This is a genomic window from Enterococcus gallinarum NBRC 100675, from assembly GCF_001544275.1.
GTDB classification, from domain to species: Bacteria; Bacillota; Bacilli; order Lactobacillales; family Enterococcaceae; genus Enterococcus_D; species Enterococcus_D gallinarum.
This window is the reverse complement of the sequence record NZ_BCQE01000006.1, coordinates 81,220-101,710: the sequence shown is the minus strand read 5'-3', so window position 1 is coordinate 101,710 and position 20,491 is coordinate 81,220. Positions and strand designations below refer to the sequence as shown.

17 protein-coding genes are annotated in these 20,491 nt (G+C 41.3%); 14 read left to right on the top strand and 3 right to left on the bottom strand.

The window, feature by feature from the left end; all coding sequences use genetic code 11:
* Nucleotides 1–64: 64 nt before the first annotated feature.
* Complete coding sequence (gene treP / locus EG2_RS04625; protein WP_060813727.1) at nt 65–2,044, top strand: PTS system trehalose-specific EIIBC component; 1,980 nt, start codon at nt 65–67, stop codon at nt 2,042–2,044.
* An 81-nt stretch (nt 2,045–2,125) separates the two neighbouring features.
* On the opposite strand, the gene EG2_RS04620 is transcribed toward treP, so the two are convergent.
* Complete coding sequence (locus EG2_RS04620) at nt 2,126–3,496, bottom strand: MFS transporter (protein WP_060813726.1); 1,371 nt, start codon at nt 3,494–3,496, stop codon at nt 2,126–2,128.
* A 260-nt stretch (nt 3,497–3,756) separates the two neighbouring features.
* On the opposite strand from EG2_RS04620, the gene EG2_RS04615 reads away from it, so the two are divergent.
* Nucleotides 3,757–4,230 carry a DUF2798 domain-containing protein gene (locus EG2_RS04615; RefSeq protein WP_060813725.1) on the top strand — a complete coding sequence of 158 codons (474 nt, stop codon included), beginning with the start codon at nt 3,757–3,759 and terminating at the stop codon, nt 4,228–4,230.
* Between the two features lie 381 nt (nt 4,231–4,611).
* On the opposite strand, the gene EG2_RS04610 is transcribed toward EG2_RS04615, so the two are convergent.
* Nucleotides 4,612–5,202, bottom strand: a complete 591-nt coding sequence (locus EG2_RS04610) for a DUF1700 domain-containing protein (protein WP_005473031.1) — start codon at nt 5,200–5,202, stop codon at nt 4,612–4,614.
* Between the two features lies 1 nt (nt 5,203).
* The gene (locus EG2_RS04605; protein ID WP_003128996.1) at nt 5,204–5,515 is read right to left on the bottom strand and encodes a PadR family transcriptional regulator; all 312 of its coding nucleotides are present in this window, start codon (nt 5,513–5,515) and stop codon (nt 5,204–5,206) included.
* A gap of 354 nt (nt 5,516–5,869) precedes the next feature.
* On the opposite strand from EG2_RS04605, the gene EG2_RS04600 reads away from it, so the two are divergent.
* The 12 genes from EG2_RS04600 to EG2_RS04545 all read left to right on the top strand — a co-directional run bounded on the left by EG2_RS04600 (nt 5,870) and on the right by EG2_RS04545 (nt 20,095).
* Nucleotides 5,870–6,469 carry a TetR/AcrR family transcriptional regulator gene (locus EG2_RS04600; RefSeq protein ID WP_060813724.1) on the top strand — a complete coding sequence of 200 codons (600 nt, stop codon included), beginning with the start codon at nt 5,870–5,872 and terminating at the stop codon, nt 6,467–6,469.
* Between the two features lie 200 nt (nt 6,470–6,669).
* Nucleotides 6,670–8,691 carry a type I pullulanase gene (gene pulA / locus EG2_RS04595; protein WP_060813723.1) on the top strand — a complete coding sequence of 674 codons (2,022 nt, stop codon included), beginning with the start codon at nt 6,670–6,672 and terminating at the stop codon, nt 8,689–8,691.
* Nucleotides 8,692–8,808: 117 nt separating this feature from the next.
* Entirely contained in the window at nt 8,809–9,816 is a 1,008-nt protein-coding gene (locus EG2_RS04590; protein ID WP_060813722.1) for a LacI family DNA-binding transcriptional regulator, read from the top strand.
* A gap of 157 nt (nt 9,817–9,973) precedes the next feature.
* The gene (locus tag EG2_RS04585; protein WP_060813721.1) at nt 9,974–10,261 is read left to right on the top strand and encodes a PTS sugar transporter subunit IIB; all 288 of its coding nucleotides are present in this window, start codon (nt 9,974–9,976) and stop codon (nt 10,259–10,261) included.
* Nucleotides 10,262–10,292: 31 nt separating this feature from the next.
* Nucleotides 10,293–11,711 carry an L-fucose/L-arabinose isomerase family protein gene (locus tag EG2_RS04580; protein ID WP_005226500.1) on the top strand — a complete coding sequence of 473 codons (1,419 nt, stop codon included), beginning with the start codon at nt 10,293–10,295 and terminating at the stop codon, nt 11,709–11,711.
* Nucleotides 11,702–12,538 carry a transketolase gene (locus EG2_RS04575; RefSeq protein ID WP_060813720.1) on the top strand — a complete coding sequence of 279 codons (837 nt, stop codon included), beginning with the start codon at nt 11,702–11,704 and terminating at the stop codon, nt 12,536–12,538. The genes EG2_RS04580 and EG2_RS04575 overlap by 10 nt, the downstream gene beginning before the upstream one ends.
* Nucleotides 12,525–13,466, top strand: a complete 942-nt coding sequence (locus EG2_RS04570) for a transketolase family protein (protein ID WP_060813719.1) — start codon at nt 12,525–12,527, stop codon at nt 13,464–13,466. The genes EG2_RS04575 and EG2_RS04570 overlap by 14 nt, the downstream gene beginning before the upstream one ends.
* A 1-nt stretch (nt 13,467) precedes the next feature.
* Complete coding sequence (locus EG2_RS04565) at nt 13,468–14,916, top strand: FGGY-family carbohydrate kinase (protein ID WP_060813718.1); 1,449 nt, start codon at nt 13,468–13,470, stop codon at nt 14,914–14,916.
* 12 nt (nt 14,917–14,928) lie between these two features.
* Nucleotides 14,929–15,786, top strand: coding sequence for an alpha/beta hydrolase (locus EG2_RS04560; protein ID WP_060813717.1), 858 nt, complete (start codon nt 14,929–14,931; stop codon nt 15,784–15,786).
* Between the two features lie 45 nt (nt 15,787–15,831).
* Nucleotides 15,832–17,112 carry an apiosidase-like domain-containing protein gene (locus EG2_RS04555; RefSeq protein ID WP_060813716.1) on the top strand — a complete coding sequence of 427 codons (1,281 nt, stop codon included), beginning with the start codon at nt 15,832–15,834 and terminating at the stop codon, nt 17,110–17,112.
* A gap of 7 nt (nt 17,113–17,119) precedes the next feature.
* Nucleotides 17,120–18,439, top strand: a complete 1,320-nt coding sequence (locus tag EG2_RS04550) for a PTS sugar transporter subunit IIC (RefSeq protein ID WP_008376690.1) — start codon at nt 17,120–17,122, stop codon at nt 18,437–18,439.
* A gap of 213 nt (nt 18,440–18,652) precedes the next feature.
* On the top strand, nt 18,653–20,095 hold the full coding sequence (locus EG2_RS04545; protein WP_060813715.1) for a glycoside hydrolase family 1 protein: 1,443 nt from the start codon (nt 18,653–18,655) through the stop codon (nt 20,093–20,095).
* Nucleotides 20,096–20,491: the final 396 nt, after the last annotated feature.

Here is a 20,491-nt window from a genome sequence, read left to right as displayed (position 1 = left end):
AAGTTATGATTAGCATGAAATACAAACATATATATACAAGTTTAAATGGAAGGGGTTTATTATTATGGGGAAGTATCGGGATGATGCTGAAAAATTGCTGGAGTATGTAGGCGGTAAAGAAAATATTGCAGCTGTGACTCACTGTGCGACGCGGATGCGATTTGTACTGAATGATCAGTCGAAAGCAAACGAGAAAGCCATTGAAGATATTCCAAGTGTTAAAGGGATGTTTACAAATGCTGGGCAGTTTCAAGTGATTATCGGAAATGATGTTCCAACGTTTTACAATGATTTTACAGCGGTATCTGGGATTGAAGGAGTTTCTAAAGAACAAAGTAAAGCGGTTGCGAAAAATAACCAAAATATTGTTCAACGCGCCATTGGCACATTAGCAGAAATTTTTACGCCATTATTACCAGCAATTATTGTCGGTGGTTTAATGTTGGGTTTAAGAAATTTTCTAGAAGGTGTACCTCTTGAGGCTTTAGGTGGACAAACCATTACGCAATCCTCTACTTTTTGGAATGGGGTCAATGGATTTTTATGGTTACCCTGTGAAGCAATCTTTCACTTTTTACCTGTAGGTATTACTTGGAGTATTGCTCGTAAAATGGGAGCTACACAAATTTTGGGGATCGTTTTGGGGATTACTTTAGTATCACCGCAATTATTAAATGCTTATTCTGTAAGTTCAACCAGTGCTGCGGAGATCGCTCAAAATTATACATGGGATTTTGGTTTTTTCACAATTGACAAAATTGGCTATCAAGCTCAAGTTATCCCAGCTATGTTAGCCGGATTCCTATTGGTTTATTTGGAAAGATTCTTTAGAAAATGGATTCCAGAAGCAGTTTCTATGATTTTTGTTCCTCTATTTTCATTGTTACCAACTATTTTAGCAGCTCATATGATTTTAGGTCCGATCGGCTGGCAAATTGGTTCAGGAATCTCATGGGTAGTAAATGCTGGTTTAACATCATCATTAAACTGGTTATTTGGTTTTATTTTTGGTGGTCTTTATGCACCGCTCGTTATCACAGGCTTACATCATACTACGCTAGCAATTGATTCACAATTAGTAGCAGATTATGGCACAACGAATCTTTGGCCAATGATTATGCTATCAAATATTGCCCAAGGTACAGCAGTATTAGCTATTTGGTTCCTTCATCGTGGGAATAAAAAAGAAGAACAAGTATCCGTACCTGCAACAATCTCTGCATATATGGGTGTAACAGAACCTGCTATGTTCGGGATTAATTTGAAATATGTCTACCCATTTCTTGCAGCTATGGTTGGTTCTGCATTTGGCGGAATGTTGATCACTGCTACAAATACAAGAGCACTAGGTATTGGTGTCGGGGGACTTCCAGGATTCTTATCTTTCAAAATTGAAGATTACCCAATGGTTTTCCTTTCGATGGGTGTGACTATTGTAGTAACGTTCATCTTTACTTTTATATTTAGAAAAGTTAGTGTCTTAAATAAATTGGAACCAGAACTGGCTCTTGCAGACACAGGCGTTACTGATACAGCGACAACAGTAGACCCAATGACTTCTTCTGCGAATGTAGCAACTACTGTAACTGAGGAAATGCTTTATGCACCGGCAGATGGTCAAATCATTGCAATCGGTGAAGTGGAAGACCCTGTTTTTTCACAAAAAATGATGGGTGATGGCTATGCAGTTCGTCCAAGTAACGGAAAAATCTATGCTCCTGTTGCAGGGACGGTTTCAAGTATTTTTGAAACAAAACATGCAATTGGAATTTTGACTCCTGGTGGGGCAGAGGTTTTAGTTCATATGGGATTAGATACCGTTGAATTAAAAGGAGCACCATTCACTGTCAAAGTGTCAGAAGGTGATGCTGTCACAGTAGATACATTGATTGCTGAGATGGATCTAGAAGCTGTTACCAAAGCTGGAAAGAAAACAGATGTTGTTACGGTTCTTACGAACGCTGAAAAGATCAATCAGCTGACAATCAACAAAACCGGCAGTGTACACGCGCATGATCGAGTAGGAGCTGCTGAAGTCCGCTAAATAAAAAAAGAGTAGGCTCATGAAAGGAAGCTATCATTCCATTCATGAGCCGTATTTTTTTGTTTTATTTTTCTTAAAGGGTTATTTTGTTTGGCGTACACGTTCTTTATAAAAGTAGCGCAAAGTTAGAAATACGACTAGCAATACTAGCACCCATAGGAAGAATAAAGCGATTTGTGACCCTAAAATTGTTCCGGAAATATAATCGGGACTTACTTTTTGAGCAAAGTCGATCATTGTCGCAACTAAAGCTGTTGCGACAGCGCCAGAAAATTGTTGCAGTGTGTTGAAGACGGCATTTCCATCGGCGGCCAAATGTTGGTCAATTTTACTTAACCCCATAGTCATCATATTGCTATACGAACAACCGATTCCGATCATATAAAAGACATGGGCAGCAATAAACGCCCACAAAAATGACAGGTGCAATAGCAAGGCCAACGCTAACCAGCCAAAAGTAATTAATATAAGACCAATCATAATCGGTTTTTTAGGTCCGATGCTATCCAACATACGGCCTGAAAGAGGAGCTAGAACAGCACCTACAATCGCACCAGGCAACATAACCAATCCAGCAGTGAATGCGTCCTGACCAAGGACTATTTGAACAAAGTTTGGCAAGACAAATGAGATTCCAAGTAAAAGAAACTGGCAGACAAGAAATCCGAATAAGAATAATCGGAAAGAACGATTTTTGAATACAGATAAGCGAATCAAAGGTTCAGATTGCAGGGAACGTTTGTAGAAAAGAGTTGCACCTAAAATACCAAGTGCTAGTGGTAATACGCTCGTAAGAGAACCAATTTGGTTTAAGAAAAGCAAAAATCCACTAAACATAAAAGTGATACCCAAAACACTCCACAAATCCAGACGACCAGTTTTTTCAATTGCAATTTTAGGTATTGAATAAAGACCTAAAACCAATGAGACCAATAAGACGGGTATTAAGAAGAGGAAAATGTAGTTCCAGTTCAAGAGAGAGGTCAATAAACCACCATAAGTAGGACCAATCGCCGGTGCAATTGAAGTAGTTAAATTTCCGATTCCAATCATAGTTCCTCTTTTTTCCAAAGGAGAGTACGTAAGGATGATATGAAACATCAACGGTAAAGCAATTCCTGTACTTGCCCCTTGAAGTAAACGACCAAGTAATAGGATAGAAAAGGAAGGGGAGAGGAAATCAATCAGCAATCCTGCTAAAAACAACCCGTTGGCAGCCAAAAATAATGTTCGAATTTGAAATTGTTTCAACAGAAAAGTAGAAATTGGTACGATGATCGATATCACCAGCAAATAGATTGTTGTAACCCATTGCACATTTGAAGTAGAAAGATTGAATTGATTAATCAAAGTCGGAAATGTTACATTCATAGCTGTTTCGATCAATACCCCAGCAAATGACATAATACCGGTTGCTATAATAGCGCCTAACAATTTTATTTTTTTCTCCATATTATCACCTCTAAAAAAATTCATAAAAAAAGAGCCAGTTTCTAAATAAATAGAAACCGCCTCTCTCTCGACAAGCATTACTGCTTGTTATCTGTACGATTTAATCTAAAAGCTATTGTACTGACTTCTTTTTGAAGAGTCAATAGAAATGTTTGAAAAATAAAACTGAATTATATTTGAAACTTTTCAAAAAAATCCTTACACCAAAATTTTTATTTTGTTAGAATAACCAAGTATGTAAAAAAGAAAGGAAGTTTTAAATGCCGATTAACAAAAAAGAAAGTTTGATCTATACGACATTTATGTGTTTTTTTATGGTTTACTTCATGAGTGTCTACAATTTAATGTATGAGGTGGGAGTTACTGCAATAGCTTTTCAATTGGCTTGGAATGAACTGCCATTTGCTATATGTGTTGCGTTTATTTTAGATTGGTTTATTGTTTCAGGACCTGCGAAAGCATTTGCTTTCCATTTTATTGAAAAAGATACCCCAGCTTGGAAAAAAATTGGTTTAATCTCATCAATGATGATTGCCGGCATGGTTTTCTTTATGTCACTTTTTGGTGCTGTAATGCATCCGAATGTAAATCAAGGACTATTAATGACATGGCTATCTAATATTGGTAAGAATGTAGTTGTTGCTTTACCGTTACAATTATTGATTGCCGGACCAATTGTACGACGATTTTTTAGAAAATTATTTCCCATAGGTACAGTACAAGAGATTCAATAGAATTTATACAAAGGGCCACTTCTGAGGTTGAACTCAGAAGTGGCTTTTTATCTAAATATATTTGTTAAATAACAAACAAAAAACACCATAGGATGGTATGGCGTTTCTTGTTTACCCTATAAAATAGGATACAGGATGTATTTACATAATAGTATGCATAGGAAGAAAAGTATAGTTCAACAATTTCATTGCTTGGTGAAATCATTGCTTTGAGCATATTTTAATCTGTAAAAAAATTGAAAAGTTGGTACCAAGGACGGTCGGATACGATGTATGCTTCAGGAGAAAACCCTGATGATGCATACCCTAAAAAACAAATGAATAGCCCTAGAAAAATGAATGCCCCGCCTATCATTAGTAGCAAACGTTTATTTATTTTGATCATCTTACCACCTGCTTTTGAAAGTTTTTGTATAACGCTTTAGGCAAATGAATAAACTGTTGCGTCCAACCTAAGATGGGTTTACTAAGCATATAAGTAAAAATCATACAGACTAACCCTATTCCGAACATCGTGACGCCTAGACCTAGTTGGGTGATAGAAAAGTGAAGACCTTGAGATAGTAGTAAAGGGCTTAAAACAACACTTGCAATGCCGCCAATCAGTGAAGTTATGCCAATAACACTTGTACTGAATGGAAGGCACCAAATAACTATCAAACCACTAAGCATCAACAATAGAACGGTTAACAGTAAACTTCCCCATAGAGGAAATCCTAGAAAAATTATCACTAATAAGAATGGATGAAAACGCCGTGGAACTTTTACGACAATTTCTTCGGCACCTAATGCACTTTGAGCAATACTTTGGGGAGTCCCTAATCTGGCTACAGCTTCAACTTCAGAGAGTCCCTCTTCCATCAAATCTTGGATCATTTCATCATAATAATCAATAAGATGATGAATCTCACTTGGTTTGGTCTTATAGGCTAATTCAGCTGCTAAACTTTTAATAAATGTTATGCGATCCATGTCAGTTGTCTCCTTTAATATAATGATGAATTTTTTCTAAATGAGGCCAATCAATAGTCAAAAATTCATGAATACTATTTTGACCATGAGCAGTGATTTGATAATATTTTCTCAGTCGGCCATTATGTTCTTTTGAATAAGTCGAAACTTTTTTGTTTGCCTCTAAGCGTTTTAAGATAGGGTATAAAGTTGATTCAGAGATTGGCAATAAAGGAGAAATATTTTTAACGATTTCATATCCATAAGAGTCTCCTCTTTGCAAAAAAGCTAATACACAGAATTCGATAATCCCTTTTTTCAATTGACTATCCAATGACTACACCACCTTATACATAATACTATATAAAACATAGTATAGTTTTGCAAGTCGATTTGTGGAAATCAGTCTCAAGACGTAGTAACTTCCAGGTTGTGCCTATTTTTTTTGCTTCCAGTCATTTTTCCTTACTTAAAATTCATCGTACGGTGAAAATATTGATTATTTTATATTAGATTCTTTTGGTAAAGTATTACTAATAAAAAGTCGTTAGGATTTTAGACAATCGTAAAGTTGTTGTGGTAGGTAATTGCTGTTGAAAAAGTTACTTGATAAAAGACGCACGATACTCAGTCCAGCTTTGAAAGAAGTTAGTAAGAGAGAGTGTGTTTATCAGGAAAGGAGTTAATAATGAGAAAACAAACAATCACAAAGAAATATTTAATCAATAGGTTACGCAGTCATTTAGAAGAATATTTGTATACTCCCATCACTGTTAGAAAAATTGCGAAATATGCAAAAATTTCTACACAACCGATCTATTTGCAATTTTCGAATATGCAAAATTATAAACAGGCAATGATTGATGATGTTTTGGCAGAGATTCACGAGCTTTCTTTGAAAAAGGAGATAGGGGATGATCCATTGTATACGTTTTGGCTTAACTATTATTTGTTTGCCAGCCAAAATAGGAACTTATTTTTTGCGTTATTTTTGAATGATATAGGGTGTGGTTCCTATTTAAGAGATCAATCATTGTCATTGTTTATAGAGGCAATGGCTGAATCCGAAGTATATCAAAAAGCAAATTGCGAAGACATTGAAAAATTGCATAATGAAAGTTTGATTTTCTTTTCTGGTCTCGTTCTGACTTATGTACGGGGAGAGAATATGCAAGCAATAGAAGAATTTTTACAAGATATTAAAGACTATTTTTATCGTACACTGATTGATCCTATGTATATTTATCGAGAGATTTTACCGCAATCAGTCATAGAAGCTGGTTTTTAAAATAACAATAAATTGTTTTTTAATTTTTTTTCATTACTTGATAGGCTTCTTGCTTTATAAAAATTTTTGGCTTATTCATTTTCTTGTAAACGTATAGTATGGGTTTATTGTTGGCAATTTTCAAGAAATATGAGAAGGTAGAATTAGCAAAAAGTAAGGTGCTTTATGACTAAAGAGAAACAAGTGATGGAGGAATCTTGATGGGTCAAACAGATAATTATTCAGATAAAAAAGCTCAAATCGATCAGCGAATCTGTTTTTTGGAAGAGCATACTTACCAAGGAAACGACCTTGGTGTAACCTTTCAAGAGCATGCGATAACCTTTAAATGCTGGACGCCAGAGGCTGATGCAGTTTCAGTCATTATTTATCAAAGCGGAGAGGTTAAAGACAAGGATCGTGTGATGACAGTTCCAATGAAGCAAGAAAATAATTGTTGGAAGGTCACAGTTACGGATGAAGTCAAAGAAATGTTCTATACGTTTGAAATCCAGCGAGGACAAGAGAAGGTTGAAGTGGTTGATCTTTATGCGAAAGCTGTCGGTCTCAATGGGGATCGTGGGGCTATCATTGATTTAAAAGAAACGGATCCTGAGGGATGGTCGCAAACAGAATGTGTTGGCCAAGATACGATTACAGACGCTTATATTTGGGAATTACATGTAGAAGATTTCAGTAGTTCTAAAACTAGCGGCATCTCAGAAAAAAATCGTGGAAAATATCTAGCGTTTACTGAAAAGAATACGCATCTTGAAGGAGATGAAAGGCAGCCAACAGGGCTCGCCTATTTGAAAGAGCAGGGGATTAACTATGTTCATCTGTTGCCAATATTTGATTTTGATAATGATGAGCTGGCTACAACCTACAATTGGGGGTATGATCCTAAGAATTACAACGTTCCGGAAGGAAAGTATTCTTCACACCCGAAGGATCCCAAAGCCCGAATTCGGGAATGCAAACAAATGATCCAGTCTCTCCATGAGGAATCTATTGGTGTAGTAATGGACGTTGTGTTTAATCACACTGCAATCACAGAATCTTCTTGGTTTAATAAGACTGTGCCAAACTATTACTACCGTCAGGATGAAGAAGGTAATTTCGCTGATGGATCTGCCTGTGGCAATGAAATTGCCTCAGAACGTAAAATGATGCGAAAGTTTATTATTGATTCAATCCTTTATTGGACTAAGGAGTACAAAATTGATGGATTTCGTTTTGATTTGATGGGACTGATCGATGTGGAGACGATGAATCAACTGCGTGCAAGCCTGGATTCGGAAGGTTTCTCTCATGTTATTCTATACGGAGAACCATGGGATGCCGGCAGCAATCGTATCATCCAGCCAAACATCCCAGCGAATAAAAGCAATGTCTGGGCATTGTCAGAAGGCGTTGCGGTTTTTAGCAATGATTTAAGAGACAGTATCAAAGGTGATGTCTTTGAAGAAACAGACGGAGCGTTTATTCAAGGAATGAATGGTCAACCGCAAGTCAAGCAAACCTTTTATGCGGCAAATTTGGCAACGGCGATTCAAGGAAATACGAAACGAGACGGGCAAGATTCTGGAGACAGATGGGCGAAATCTCCACGGCAAGTAATTGCTTATGCTTCGGTTCATGACAACTTGACACTATGGGATAAATTAGTTTCCACCATGCGAGAGTCTGTGGATGAGCGAAGCTATGGGTATGATCAAGAACTTTTACAGCGTAATAAGCTAGCTGCTGCTGTTCTATTTACTAGTCAAGGTGCAGTGTTAACACAAGCGGGAGAAGAGTTTGCTCGCACCAAAAAAGGAGACGAAAATTCTTTCCGTTCACCTATAGAAATTAATCAGCTAGACTGGAAACGTGCACGAACTTTTAATGAGTTGCGATCATTTTATCAAGGTATGTGGCAGATTCGTAAATTCTATCCGCCATTGAGAGATGCCACGACTCGAACAGCTGAAAGCATGGTCTTTTATGAGACAAAGGATGAAAATCGCTTGGCGTATCAAGTACCCAATTGCGACGAACAGCATCCATGGCGTTCCCTGTTCGTTTTACTCAACAGCAAGGAAGAAACCTGGTCCTTTGACTTACCGACAGCAACAGAAAATGCTTCTTGGCACATTGTTGCTGACCCCAAAGGAGCTGGGATTGCTTCTCGCGGAGTAGCAACGTCAAGGGTAACCATCGCCCCATTGTCCTTCTGCCTTTTGGCGGAACAAAGTAACTAATCAAAGTAGAAGCTAAAACAAACTAAAAATTTTAGTTTGTTTTAGCTTTTTTGGTAGTAAAAAAACAATTCTTTTGCTATACTTTTAACAGAATGAGAAGCAGAAAGCGGTGAGCAAATGAAAGTTGTGATTTCTGATATTGCCCGAAAAGCTGGCGTTTCCAGCGGAACTGTCTCTAATGCGATTAACAATCGTAAGGGGATCAGTGAACAAAAACGGCAAGCGATCTTGAAGATCGCTCGTGAGATGGGGTATTTTGATCAGCGAGAAATTAAAAAAACGGAAAGCCAAAAAATCAAATTTGTCGTAATGAACAAACAAGGAAATGTCGTAGGGGATACGCCTTTCTTTTCTGAATTGATCCGAGGAATCGAAATGGAGTGCAGTACGTTAGGCTATGAACTGGTCATTTCCCATATCACACTGGCACCAGAAGAAGACCCGATCGAAAAGATCCGTCCAGAATTAGCAGATGGTTTGCTATTGTTAGGGACGGAATTGGAAAAACAAGATTTAGCAGTCTTTCACCACTTGGAAGTACCGTTAGTGATTTTAGATACGGTGTTTAATTCGCAGGACTTTGATTTTGTCGCTATCAATAATCGTGACAGTGCCTATGAGATCGTTGAAAAGATGATCGAAAAAGGCCACCGTGACATCGGCATAATCAATTCAACCTTTCAAATCAACAACTTCCGTGAACGCAAGCAAGGGTTCATCCAAGCGATCCAAGAACATGATCTGATCCATTATGAAGAGACGGAAGCCTTAGTAGAACCCACCTTGGAGGGCTCATATCAAGACATGAAGGTCTATTTGGAATCCTTGAGTGCCGATCAGCGACCGTTACCAAGCGCCTTTTTTGCGGTCAATGACAATATCGCCATCGGTGCAATGAAAGCCATTCGTGAAGTGTTTCCCGATCATCCGTTGACCATCGTTGGGTTCGATGATATTCCTTTGGCGGAATTTTGCAACCCACCGCTGACCACCGTCAAAGTAGATAAAGTGTACCTTGGTCGCCAAGCCGTGCGGCGCTTGATCGAGAAAATCACGAGTGAAGATGAAAAACATCTGAAAATGCTAGTCGCCACGACGATCGTAGAACGCGAAAGTATCAATTAAGATAAAAAATAAGAAGAAAGACAAAACGTTTAGCAAGCGTTTTGTCTTTTTTTAGTTGTTAAACAAAAACTTTTATCTAAAACTATTGCAAAATATTTAGTTTGTGCTATATTTAAGGTGTAAAAAGTAAGGGGTTACATTTTGAGGAAGTGAATATATGACACAGATCGGTCTCTTTTGTGCAACTGGGCTCTCCAGCGCACTGCTCGTCAATGCGCTCAAAGAACAAATAGCGGATGATCAGCATTATCAAGTGAATTCCGCGCCTTTTTCAGAAATATTTATGGAGGGAAATGACTATGATTTTTTGATTTTAGCTCCTCAAACCCGCTTCAATCAAGCAAAAGTCGCAGCAGCCTTTCCTGATAAAAAAATCGTTTTACTGACGGATGAGGAATTTCTGAGCAGAAATGTAGCACGAATCGTCGAAGAAATAAAAATTTAGCTAAATATACTAAAACGCAAAGGGTGGTTTTATGGATAAAGTAACAATCGGGTTCGCCCCGACTAGAAGAAATTTGTTTAGTGCAGAAGCAGCCATTGAGTACGCCAATCTGACACGACAAAAAATGGACGAACTCGCCATTGATTATGTAGATATTTTAGATATCAACGAAGATGGCTTGCTATACGATGATGAAGGGGTTGAAAAAATCGCCGAAAAATTCAAAGCAGCAAAAATCGACGGTCTTTTTCTAGCCAATGAAAACTTTGGTACGGAATATGCCTGTGCTCGTCTAGCCAAAAAACTAGATGTCCCCGTCTTACTATGGGGACCTAAAGACGAGACACCAGCCGCCGATGGTTCACGTTTGCGGGATACGCAATGCGGTCTTTTCGCTATTGGGAAAGTCTTGCGCCGTTTCAAGGTACCTTTCACCTATGTCAAAAATTCTGATATTGATTCACCAGAATTTGCCCGCGGCTTGCAAGACTTTATCAAAGTCTGCAATGTCGTCAAGACCTTCAAACAAACACGAATCTTGCAAGTTGGCCCACGCCCCTTTGATTTTTGGACCGTGATCTGCAACGAAGGCGAACTATTGGAGCGTTTCAATATTTCGCTATCACCAGTACCGATTCAAGAAGTGGTGCAAGAAATCAAGAAAGTCAAAGAACAGCAGCCAGATAAATTGCAAGCAGTCATTGATTATTTCGAAACCAATACGGAAGTACAAATTTCGGCGAAAGATTTGGAGATGGTGGCAGCCCTTAAAGTGGCCTTGCAAAACTTATGTGAAAGCTATGGCTGCAATGCAGGGGTCATCCAGTGTTGGACGGCCTTACAAGACGAAATCGGTATTTTACCGTATGCCTCCCTGTCGCTTTTACAAGAAGAAGGTCTGCCTTTTGTCTGTGAGACGGATGTTCATGGGGCGATCTCGGAACTGTTGGTCGAAGCCGCTTCGTTAGGGGAACACCGTGCGATCTTTGCGGATGTCAACTGCCGCCATCCAGAAAACGAGAATGGCGAATTGCTGCAGCACTTAGGGGTTTTTGCTTATTCCACCGCAGAGACCAAACCGATCTTGCCGCAACGGCATTTTGTTTTTGACTATCCAGGATCAGTCGCTTTTCGGGCAATCAAAGACGAGTATACGCTGTGTCGCTTTGATGGGGACAATGGCGAGTATTCGCTGCTGATGGGAACCGGTAAAGGCATCGATGGGCCGTACAATCAAGGGACCTATCTCTATCTGGAATTTGCGAATTTGAATCGCTTGGAATTCAAACTCGTTGAAGGACCTTATATTCATCATGTTGCGGCGGTCAGAAAAAATGTGGTGCCGATCTTGTACGAAGCGTGCAAATACATCGGCGTACAGCCAGATTTTTATGATCCAATCGAAGAAGACGTCAAAGCATACTTGAGAGGGGATCAATCATGGAAATAAACGAGCTGGAAATGAAGGCTTTAACGATTCGAAAATCCGTGTTAGAGCTGATCTATCAGGCAAAAACGGGTCATACTGGTTCGGATCTTTCTTGTACCGATATTTTAGTGGCCCTGTATTATCAGATAATGAATGTAGATGCGAAAGATCCTCAAAAGCATGATCGTGACCAGTATATCCAAAGTAAAGGACATGCTGCAGAAGTACTATGGGCCGTTTTAGCGGACAAAGGCTTTTTGCCGAAAGAAGAATTAGCTACCTTTTCGCAATTTGGTTCACGATTGATCGGTCATCCAAACAATAAAGTAGCTGGTGTTGAGATGAATACTGGTTCGCTAGGTCACGGTTTACCCGTCGCAGTAGGGATCGCCTTGGCTGGCAAACTGGATCATCGCACGTATCAAACTTATACGTTGTTGGGAGATGGCGAATTAGCAGAAGGCTCGGTATGGGAAGGAGCCATGGCGGCTGCCAACTACCAGCTAGATAATTTGACCGCCATCATTGATCGCAACGGCTTGCAGATCACTGGAGCTTCAGAAGATGTGATGGCAGTGGAGCCGCTAGATGAAAAATGGCGTGCCTTTGGTTGGGATGTGCATATCGTTGATGGCAATGACATGGCTGCCTTGGTGGCTGCATTAGAAAAACCGCATCAGCCCAATCAACCAAAGCTGATCATTGCTAAAACCATCAAAGGCAAAGGCTATTCCGCAGCCGAAAATCAAGCGCAATGGCATCATAAAGTGCCAACGGCAGAAGAGCTTGCACAAGCCATTGCCGAACTTGATCAGCAAATGGAGGTTTTGACTCATGGGAAAAAATAATATTGCCAATCGCCAAGCGATGTGCGACGTATTGATCGAAGAAGGAAAAAAGAATCCTGCTATCACGGTGTTGACCAGTGATTCTCGTGGTTCCGCTTCGTTAGCACCTTTTGCCAAGGAATTACCGACACAATTGGTGGAAGTAGGGATCGCAGAGCAAAACATCGTCAGTATTGCGGCCGGCTTAGCCCATATGGGCAAACGCCCCTTCGTTGCATCCCCGGCTTGTTTCCTCAGCATGCGCAGTATCGAACAGATCAAAGTCGATGTCGCGTATTCGAATAAAAATGTCAAACTCGTAGGCATCAGCGGCGGTGTCAGTTATGGGGCATTAGGCATGAGTCATCATTCCTTGCAAGACATCGCAGTGGCACGAGCGATCCCTAATTTGCAAGTGCTGTTGCCAGCAGATCGCTTTGAAACGATCCAAATGTTTAAAGCCTTAGCGGCATCAAATGAACCAGCCTATATCCGTCTCGGTCGCAATCCTGTTGAAGATTGTTATGATTCTGCAGATTATTCTTTTGAGATCGGCAAAGCGATTGAACTGAGAAGCGGCCAAGATGTCGCATTGATCGCTACCGGCGAAACCGTGCGCCAAGCGTTGGATGCTGCTGAGCTGCTGGAAAAACAAGGCATTACTGCCACCGTCTTAAACGTCCATTCCTTGAAACCGTTTGATGCCGAAGCGGTCAAACGAGTGGCGAAAGAGACGGGCACCGTGATCACTGTGGAAGAACATAGCCTATACAACGGCTTAGGAGCTGCCGTGGCGGAAACACTGGCAGAAGAAACGAGCATTCGACAAAAAATCATTGCTTTTCCGGATGAAGCCTTGATTACTGGTTCTTCGTCAGAACTGTTTGCCCATTATGGATTAGATGGTGCCTCCATAGCGAAAACAGCGGTTGCATTTCTAGGAGCTTAAGATGGACAAGACCTATCAGCTTGTTTTAGATCAGAGTACATCCGGTACCAAGCTCTTACTGTTTCAAGAAGGGAAAATCGTGCAGCGTTACGATAAAAAACATCGCCAAATTTATCCAAAAGTCGGGTGGGTCGAACATGATCCCCTCGAGATTTGGCAAAATGTCCAAGAATTGCTGGCACAAGTGTTTCAAGAACAAGCGATCACTGCAGATCAAATCGTTTCCTTGTCATTGACCAATCAGCGGGAAACGATCGTTGCTTGGGATCGATTGACCGGCAATCCCCTGTACAATGCGATCGTGTGGCAATGCAACCGCAGCGCCGCGATTTGTGAAGAATTGACGGCACAAGGCTGGGAAAAGACGATCAATCAAAAGACCGGTTTGCGCTTAGACCCGTATTTTTCCGGCACCAAAGTAAAATGGCTGGCACAAGAATTATCGGCCATCAAAGAAAAGTCGGGGACTGGCGAGTTGGCGATCGGTACGATGGACAGTTGGCTCCTGTGGAATTTAACGCAAGGGACAGTATTTGCGACAGAAGCCAGCAACGCTTGCCGAACATTGTTTTACAATATTGAAGAGGGCTGTTGGGATGAAGAATTAGTCAAACTTTTTGGCATCCATCTAGCAGACTTGCCAGCGATCAAACCTTCCGATGCGGTTTTCGGTGACTATCACGGAATCCCTATCAAAGGGATCTTAGCCGATTCACAAGCGGCATTATTCGGTGAAGGTTGTCAAAAGCTTGGGGATGTAAAAATCACGATGGGCACCGGTTGTTCGATCATGATGCAAGTGCAGCAGGAACAGACGTTGCGGGATCGCCGCATTTTGACGACGGTCGGCTGGCAAACTAGCCAAGAAACAGCGTTTGCGCTAGAAGGCATCATCCGTTCCTGTGGTGACGCCATCAACTGGTTCAGTGAGCAAGTGGCTCCGCTGCCAGATGTAGCTGAGATCTGTCAAGAAGTGCTGACCAGTGACAGTCAAGAAGACATCTATTTTATCCCAGCATTGCAAGGAATGGGTGCCCCTTTTTGGGATAATACGATGACTGCCAGCTTTGTCGGCATGAAACGCACGACGACGACTCATGAGCTGTTGAAAGCCGTTTTAGAAAGCATCATTTTTCAAATCAAAGCAGTGATCGATGTGATGGAAGAAGTCGCTGAACGACTGATCAATCAGGTAATGATCGATGGCGGTGTTTCGAAAAACCGCGCCTTGATGAGCTTATTGGCGACTTTGATCAATAAACCCGTCATCGTCAGCGAAGTCGAAGAATTTTCAGCCATTGGCACGATGTTGGTTGCCAATTCAACCATGAATGAACCAGCTATTCAGCAGACCACGATCGTTCCGCAAGCCGAACATGGCGTGATCCGTTTGAAATATGAAAAATGGAAACGGTTTATTGAGAAATTAGCTGCTTTTAGTGAGGGATAAAGGAGGAGCTGTATGGAGACCCAACGAATCCAATTGAATCAAACGTCTTACGTGGATACCTATTTATTGCACCAATCCAAAGAGTACAATGTCGACAAGAAACGACCACTAGTGATCGTCTGTCCAGGCGGCGGCTACGCATTTACCAGTGATAGAGAGGCGGAAGTCATTGCCTTGAAATTCAATAGTATCGGGCTAAATAGCGTTGTTTTATGGTACACCACCGGTGACCAAGTGAAAAACGTTCCCCACAATGCCTTGATGGAAGCCGCCCAAACCGTCAAGATCATTCGTGAGCATGCTCACGAATGGTTGGTGGATGAGGAGCAAATCATCGTTTGCGGTTTTTCAGCAGGCGGACATCTAGCGTTGCAGTTAGCGACGCGCTGGCACGATGCTGAGCTGGCAGAAGCGTTGGGCGTTAGCAGTGACTTACTGAAAGTGAATTTGGCGATCGCCGGCTACCCATTGGTTTATCAAGAGCATGCTTTCCCAATCGATGATCTAGGCTTTGCCGCTAGTCTGATCGAAGCACCTTTAACTGCCAACGAACGCTTTTTTGGGAGTAAACAACCGACAGAAGAAGCCATTCAATCCGTGAACATTTTGCATCATGTCGATCAGTGGACACCTCCGATGTTTCTCTGGCATACGACGGAAGACGTCTTAGTCGATGTGGCGCACTCGTTGAAGTTGGCGGTCAAATTAAGAGAAGCAGAAATTCCATTTGAACTGCATATTTTTGAAAAAGGCGAACACGGACTGGCATTAGCGGATCGAACAACGGCACGCAAGCCAAGTCACCTCAATGCCCATGTCGCCAAATGGTTTGAGCTGTGCGAAGGCTGGCTCAGCAGTTATATTGATTAATAACCGCCAGTGCACAACTTGTGCCGATGAAAGGAGAGCACCACCGTGAAAATCACCGTAAGCCAAAACCAGCGCACCTTATTGCGAGACGGACAGCATTTCTTTTATTTAGCCGATACTTGCTGGAGTGCCTTTACTAGTATTCAAGAAAATGACTGGATCACCTACTTAGACAAACGCAAAGAGCAGGGCTTCAATACCCTTCAAATCAATGTGTTACCGCAATGGGATCGCAGCCGTGGTCAATTTGACTGCTTGCCGTTTCCTGTTGATGCGGGCGTCTTTGATTTTACTGTTTGGGAGGATGCCTATTTCGAGCGGGCTCAGCGTCTTTGTAAAATTGCCGACGAGAAAGGCTTTACTTTAGCGTTGGTCGTCTTGTGGTCAAATTATGTCGCCGGCACGTGGGCTAGCCAGTTGGACAAAGAACGCAACGTGTTGCCTGAGGATTGCCGCCAGGCCTACTATCAAAAAGTGATTGCGACTTTCGATGCCTTCCATCCGATCTACTTTATTGGTGGCGATACGGATTTCCCAACACAGCCAACCATCGATACGTATCTAGAAGCCTTTGCTTTCTTTGAAAAGCATTCGCCCAATACCCTGAAAACTATTCATATCAAGGGACGTTTTGAAGAAATCCCTGAACCTATCGTCGAACGTTTGGACTTATTTTTATACCAATCAGGTCATAACAGCGCCTTTTTGAATATGCCTTATTATTTGGCAGAGCGTTTTTATCAACGAGAACCGCAGCTGCCGATCATCAACTCAGAACCTTGTTATGAACAAATGGGCTATGCCCGCCACGTATACGGCCGATTTGGTCAAAAAGATGTCCGCAAAGCAGCATGGCAATCACTGTTAGCCGGCGGCTCGGCTGGGATCACGTACGGTGCCCACGGCATCTGGAGTTGGCAAACCCCGACGGCGACCTTTGCGGAAGAAATCGGGGAAGCGTTTGACCGTCCGATGATTTGGCCAGAAGCTTTGTCTTTTCCTGGGGCAGATGATTATGGCTTTATCAAGCAATTATTTGAATTATTAAATATTCAGGAGCTTGTGCCTTGCCAAGAGCGCTTGATCGATGTAGATGAACAGATTCGTCTGGCAGCTATCGCAGGAAGGAATGATGCCTTGCTTTACTTGCCAAGCAATACAACAGTTCGCCTGCAAGAAGATCTTTCTACAGCGACCGTCACATTGATTGATTTGAACAGCAATCGTTTCTTGAAACCAAAACTGACAGTTACCGATGGTATCACTGTTTTCCATCCCCACAATTGTCACGAAGACGTATTGTTCGTCATCCAAATAAAGGAGTGAAAAGAAAATGGATAAATATATGGATAAGGTATTAGTATTTGCAGATAAAATCTCCAACAATCGGTATTTAAAGGCAATTTCAAACGGGTTGATGGCGACGCTGCCGATCAACATTATTGGCTCGATCGCCTTGTTGTTAGCAGTTTTGCCGATTCAAGGGTGGACAGATTTTATCAACTCGATCAATATTGGCGGCTATTTTTCCGTCGGTTATAGTATGACCGTTGGGGTTATCTCAGTGTATGCTTCCTTTCTTGTCGGTCACCGTTTAGCGACAGAATTTAAGCAATCGGCGGTTCCTGCCGGCATCGTTTCGTTGTTTGCCTTTTTGATGATGACGCCAATGGTCACCTTGGAGGAAACAACGACCCTCGACATGAGCAAACTCGGCGCTCAAGGCTTGTTTACCGCTATGATCTGCGGCTTAGTCTTTGCTCGTTTGTACTGCTTTATTTTAGAAAAAAATATCGCCATCAAAATGCCAGCAGGCGTGCCGCAATTTGTGACGGATACCTTCGCCGGTTTGATTCCCGCCATTATTTCTGGGTTTACCGCGATCGTCATTAGCTGGGCATTCAGTTTTACTTCTTATGGCTCATTCTCAGATTTCATCTATCAAATCTTGGCAATGCCGCTGCAAAGCTTGTCTTCTAGTGTAGGTTCGTTGTTATTTATTGTACTGATCCAAATGGTGCTATGGTTCTTCGGTATCCATGGTTCGTTGGTGGTGGGTAGCTTTGTCACCGCTTTATACTTACCAATGGATGTGGAAAATATGGATGCTTTAGCTAGCGGCGTTGCTCGTTCCGAGCTGCCGAATATTTTGAGCAAGTCATTTTATGATTTGTTTGCTGGTATTGGTGGGGCTGGGGGAACGTTGTCATTGATTATCGTTATTTTGCTGTTGGCGAAATCAAAACAATCACGGACAGTTGCTAACCTGAGTGCCGTTCCTGGATTGTTCACCATTAATGAGCCGGTGATTTTTGGCTTACCGCTGATTTTGAATCCAATCATGGCGATTCCGTTCATATTAACACCATTGGTTCAAGTACTTGTGGCGTACCTAGCGATCTGGAGTGGGATCGTCCCACGACTTAGTGGCGTACAAGTTCCTTTTGGCACACCGATTTTTCTAAATGGGTTTCTAGCCGGCGGCTGGCAGGTCGCAGTTCTACAAGTCGTTTGCGTTTTGGCAGGCTGCCTGTTGTACATTCCTTTTGTCAAAATATTAGATAAAGGAAAATTAAAAACAGAAGCAGAAGCTGCGCAAGCTGAGGGTCACCCACAAACTGAAAGTATCGATGCAACGGGGGAAACGGTTTAAAAGAAACCGATTTTATGATGACAAGCCAACGAGTTAGTGCTATAGTTAAAGAAAGAAAACCCACGTGGATTGTTACTGACTCGATCAGGCAAAACCTAAATGAGAAAACGCTCTTTGTAGCGGCTCTTATTTAGGTTTTTTATTTTTTTCGGGTATTTTTCAGTAACCAGCTAGGTAAGGTTTATCAAAAGAAAACAAAAGGAGAACGAGCAAATGGCAAAATTTCCAGAAAATTTCTTATGGGGCGGCGCGACCGCAGCGAATCAATTAGAAGGGGCGTTCGATCGCGATGGCAAAGGCTTGTCAGTGGCGGATGCAATGCCTGGCGGCAAACAGCGTTTAGCGATTTTAGGCAGTGATACGTTTGATTGGACGATTGATGAGGACAAGTATACGTACCCGAATCATCGCGGGATCGATCATTATGATCGATTTAAAGAAGATATTGCCTTATTTGCGGAGATGGGCTTCAAGAGCTATCGTTTTTCCATCGCATGGACACGTATTTTTCCAAAAGGCGATGAAACGACACCGAACGAAGCTGGGTTAGCATTTTACGATTCGCTGATTGATGAATGTTTGAAATACGGGATCGAGCCAGTGGTTACAATCTCCCACTATGAAATGCCCTTGCATTTAGCCAAAGAATACGGTGGCTGGAAAAACCGCGCATTGATCGATTTCTATGAGCGTTTTGCAAAAGTCGTTTTGGAACGTTTCCATAGTAAAGTCAAATACTGGATGACTTTCAATGAAATCAATTCAGCTTTCCACTTTTCTGCATTGAGCCAAGGAATGGTCAACAGCACGGGTGCTAGTGACTTCACTAATGTGATTCAAGCATGGCACAACCAATTTGTTGCCAGCAGTAAAGCAGTAAAAATTGGGCATGAATTGAATCCTGAGTTACAAATTGGTTGCATGATCATTTATGCTACGACCTATAGCATTGATGCAAACCCGGTCAACCAAGTAGCAACAATGATTCATAACCAAGCCTTCAACTATTATTGCGCAGATGTTCAAGTACGTGGGAAATATCCAGCATTTACTGATCGCTTGTATAAAGAGCATGGAGTCAAGAAGGAAGATCTTGATATTACCGAAGAAGATTTAGCATTGATTGCTAAGTATACCGTCGATTATATTGGATTTAGCTATTACATGTCTTCTGCAGTGGATATCACAACAGAAGAAGCTGATGAAGTACAAGGTAACTTGTTGGGTGGTGTCCGCAATCCATTCTTGGAAGCAAGTGAATGGGGCTGGCAAATCGATCCAGAGGGACTGCGCATTGCGTTGAATGAATTGAATGATCGTTACCAGAAACCATTATTTATCGTAGAAAATGGTTTAGGAGCTATCGATACTATTAATGAAGATGGCAAAATCGAAGACGATTACCGCATTGATTACTTACGTCGTCATATCGAAGCAATGGGTGAAGCAATTGAAGATGGTGTGGACCTGATGGGATATACACCATGGGGATGTATTGACCTCGTTAGCGCGTCAACCGGAGAAATGAGCAAACGCTACGGTTTTATCTACGTGGACTTTGATGATGAAGGCAATGGCACAATGGATCGATCAAAGAAAAAATCGTTCGATTGGTATAAACAAGTGATTGCATCAAATGGAGAAGATTTAGCGTAAGATTAATACTTGTTTTTTATAGCCGCACAACACGGATTATCGTTGTGCGGTTATTTTGCTGAAAAAATAGATTGTCTGAATAGAGTAAAAAATCTAAAAATGATGGATAAACGCATCATAAAAATTTTAATAATTGCACTTGGTAAGCGGAATAAAATTAATTTTTCAAATAAATTTTCCAAGAATGGCTAACTCTTTCTTTCCAATTAAAAGGGGACCAACATATTTTTTGATGATATGGAAAATTTTGCAAATTTAGAAGGGCGTCGGTGTTTTCTTCTGAAATGTTTCACGTGAAGCATTTTTACAGAAGGTAAGTTACATCAAATGCAATATTTTCGAAAATAGCGACTCTATTTTGTGAAGCGGATGAGTTTCTCTTAGAACGTTTGGATT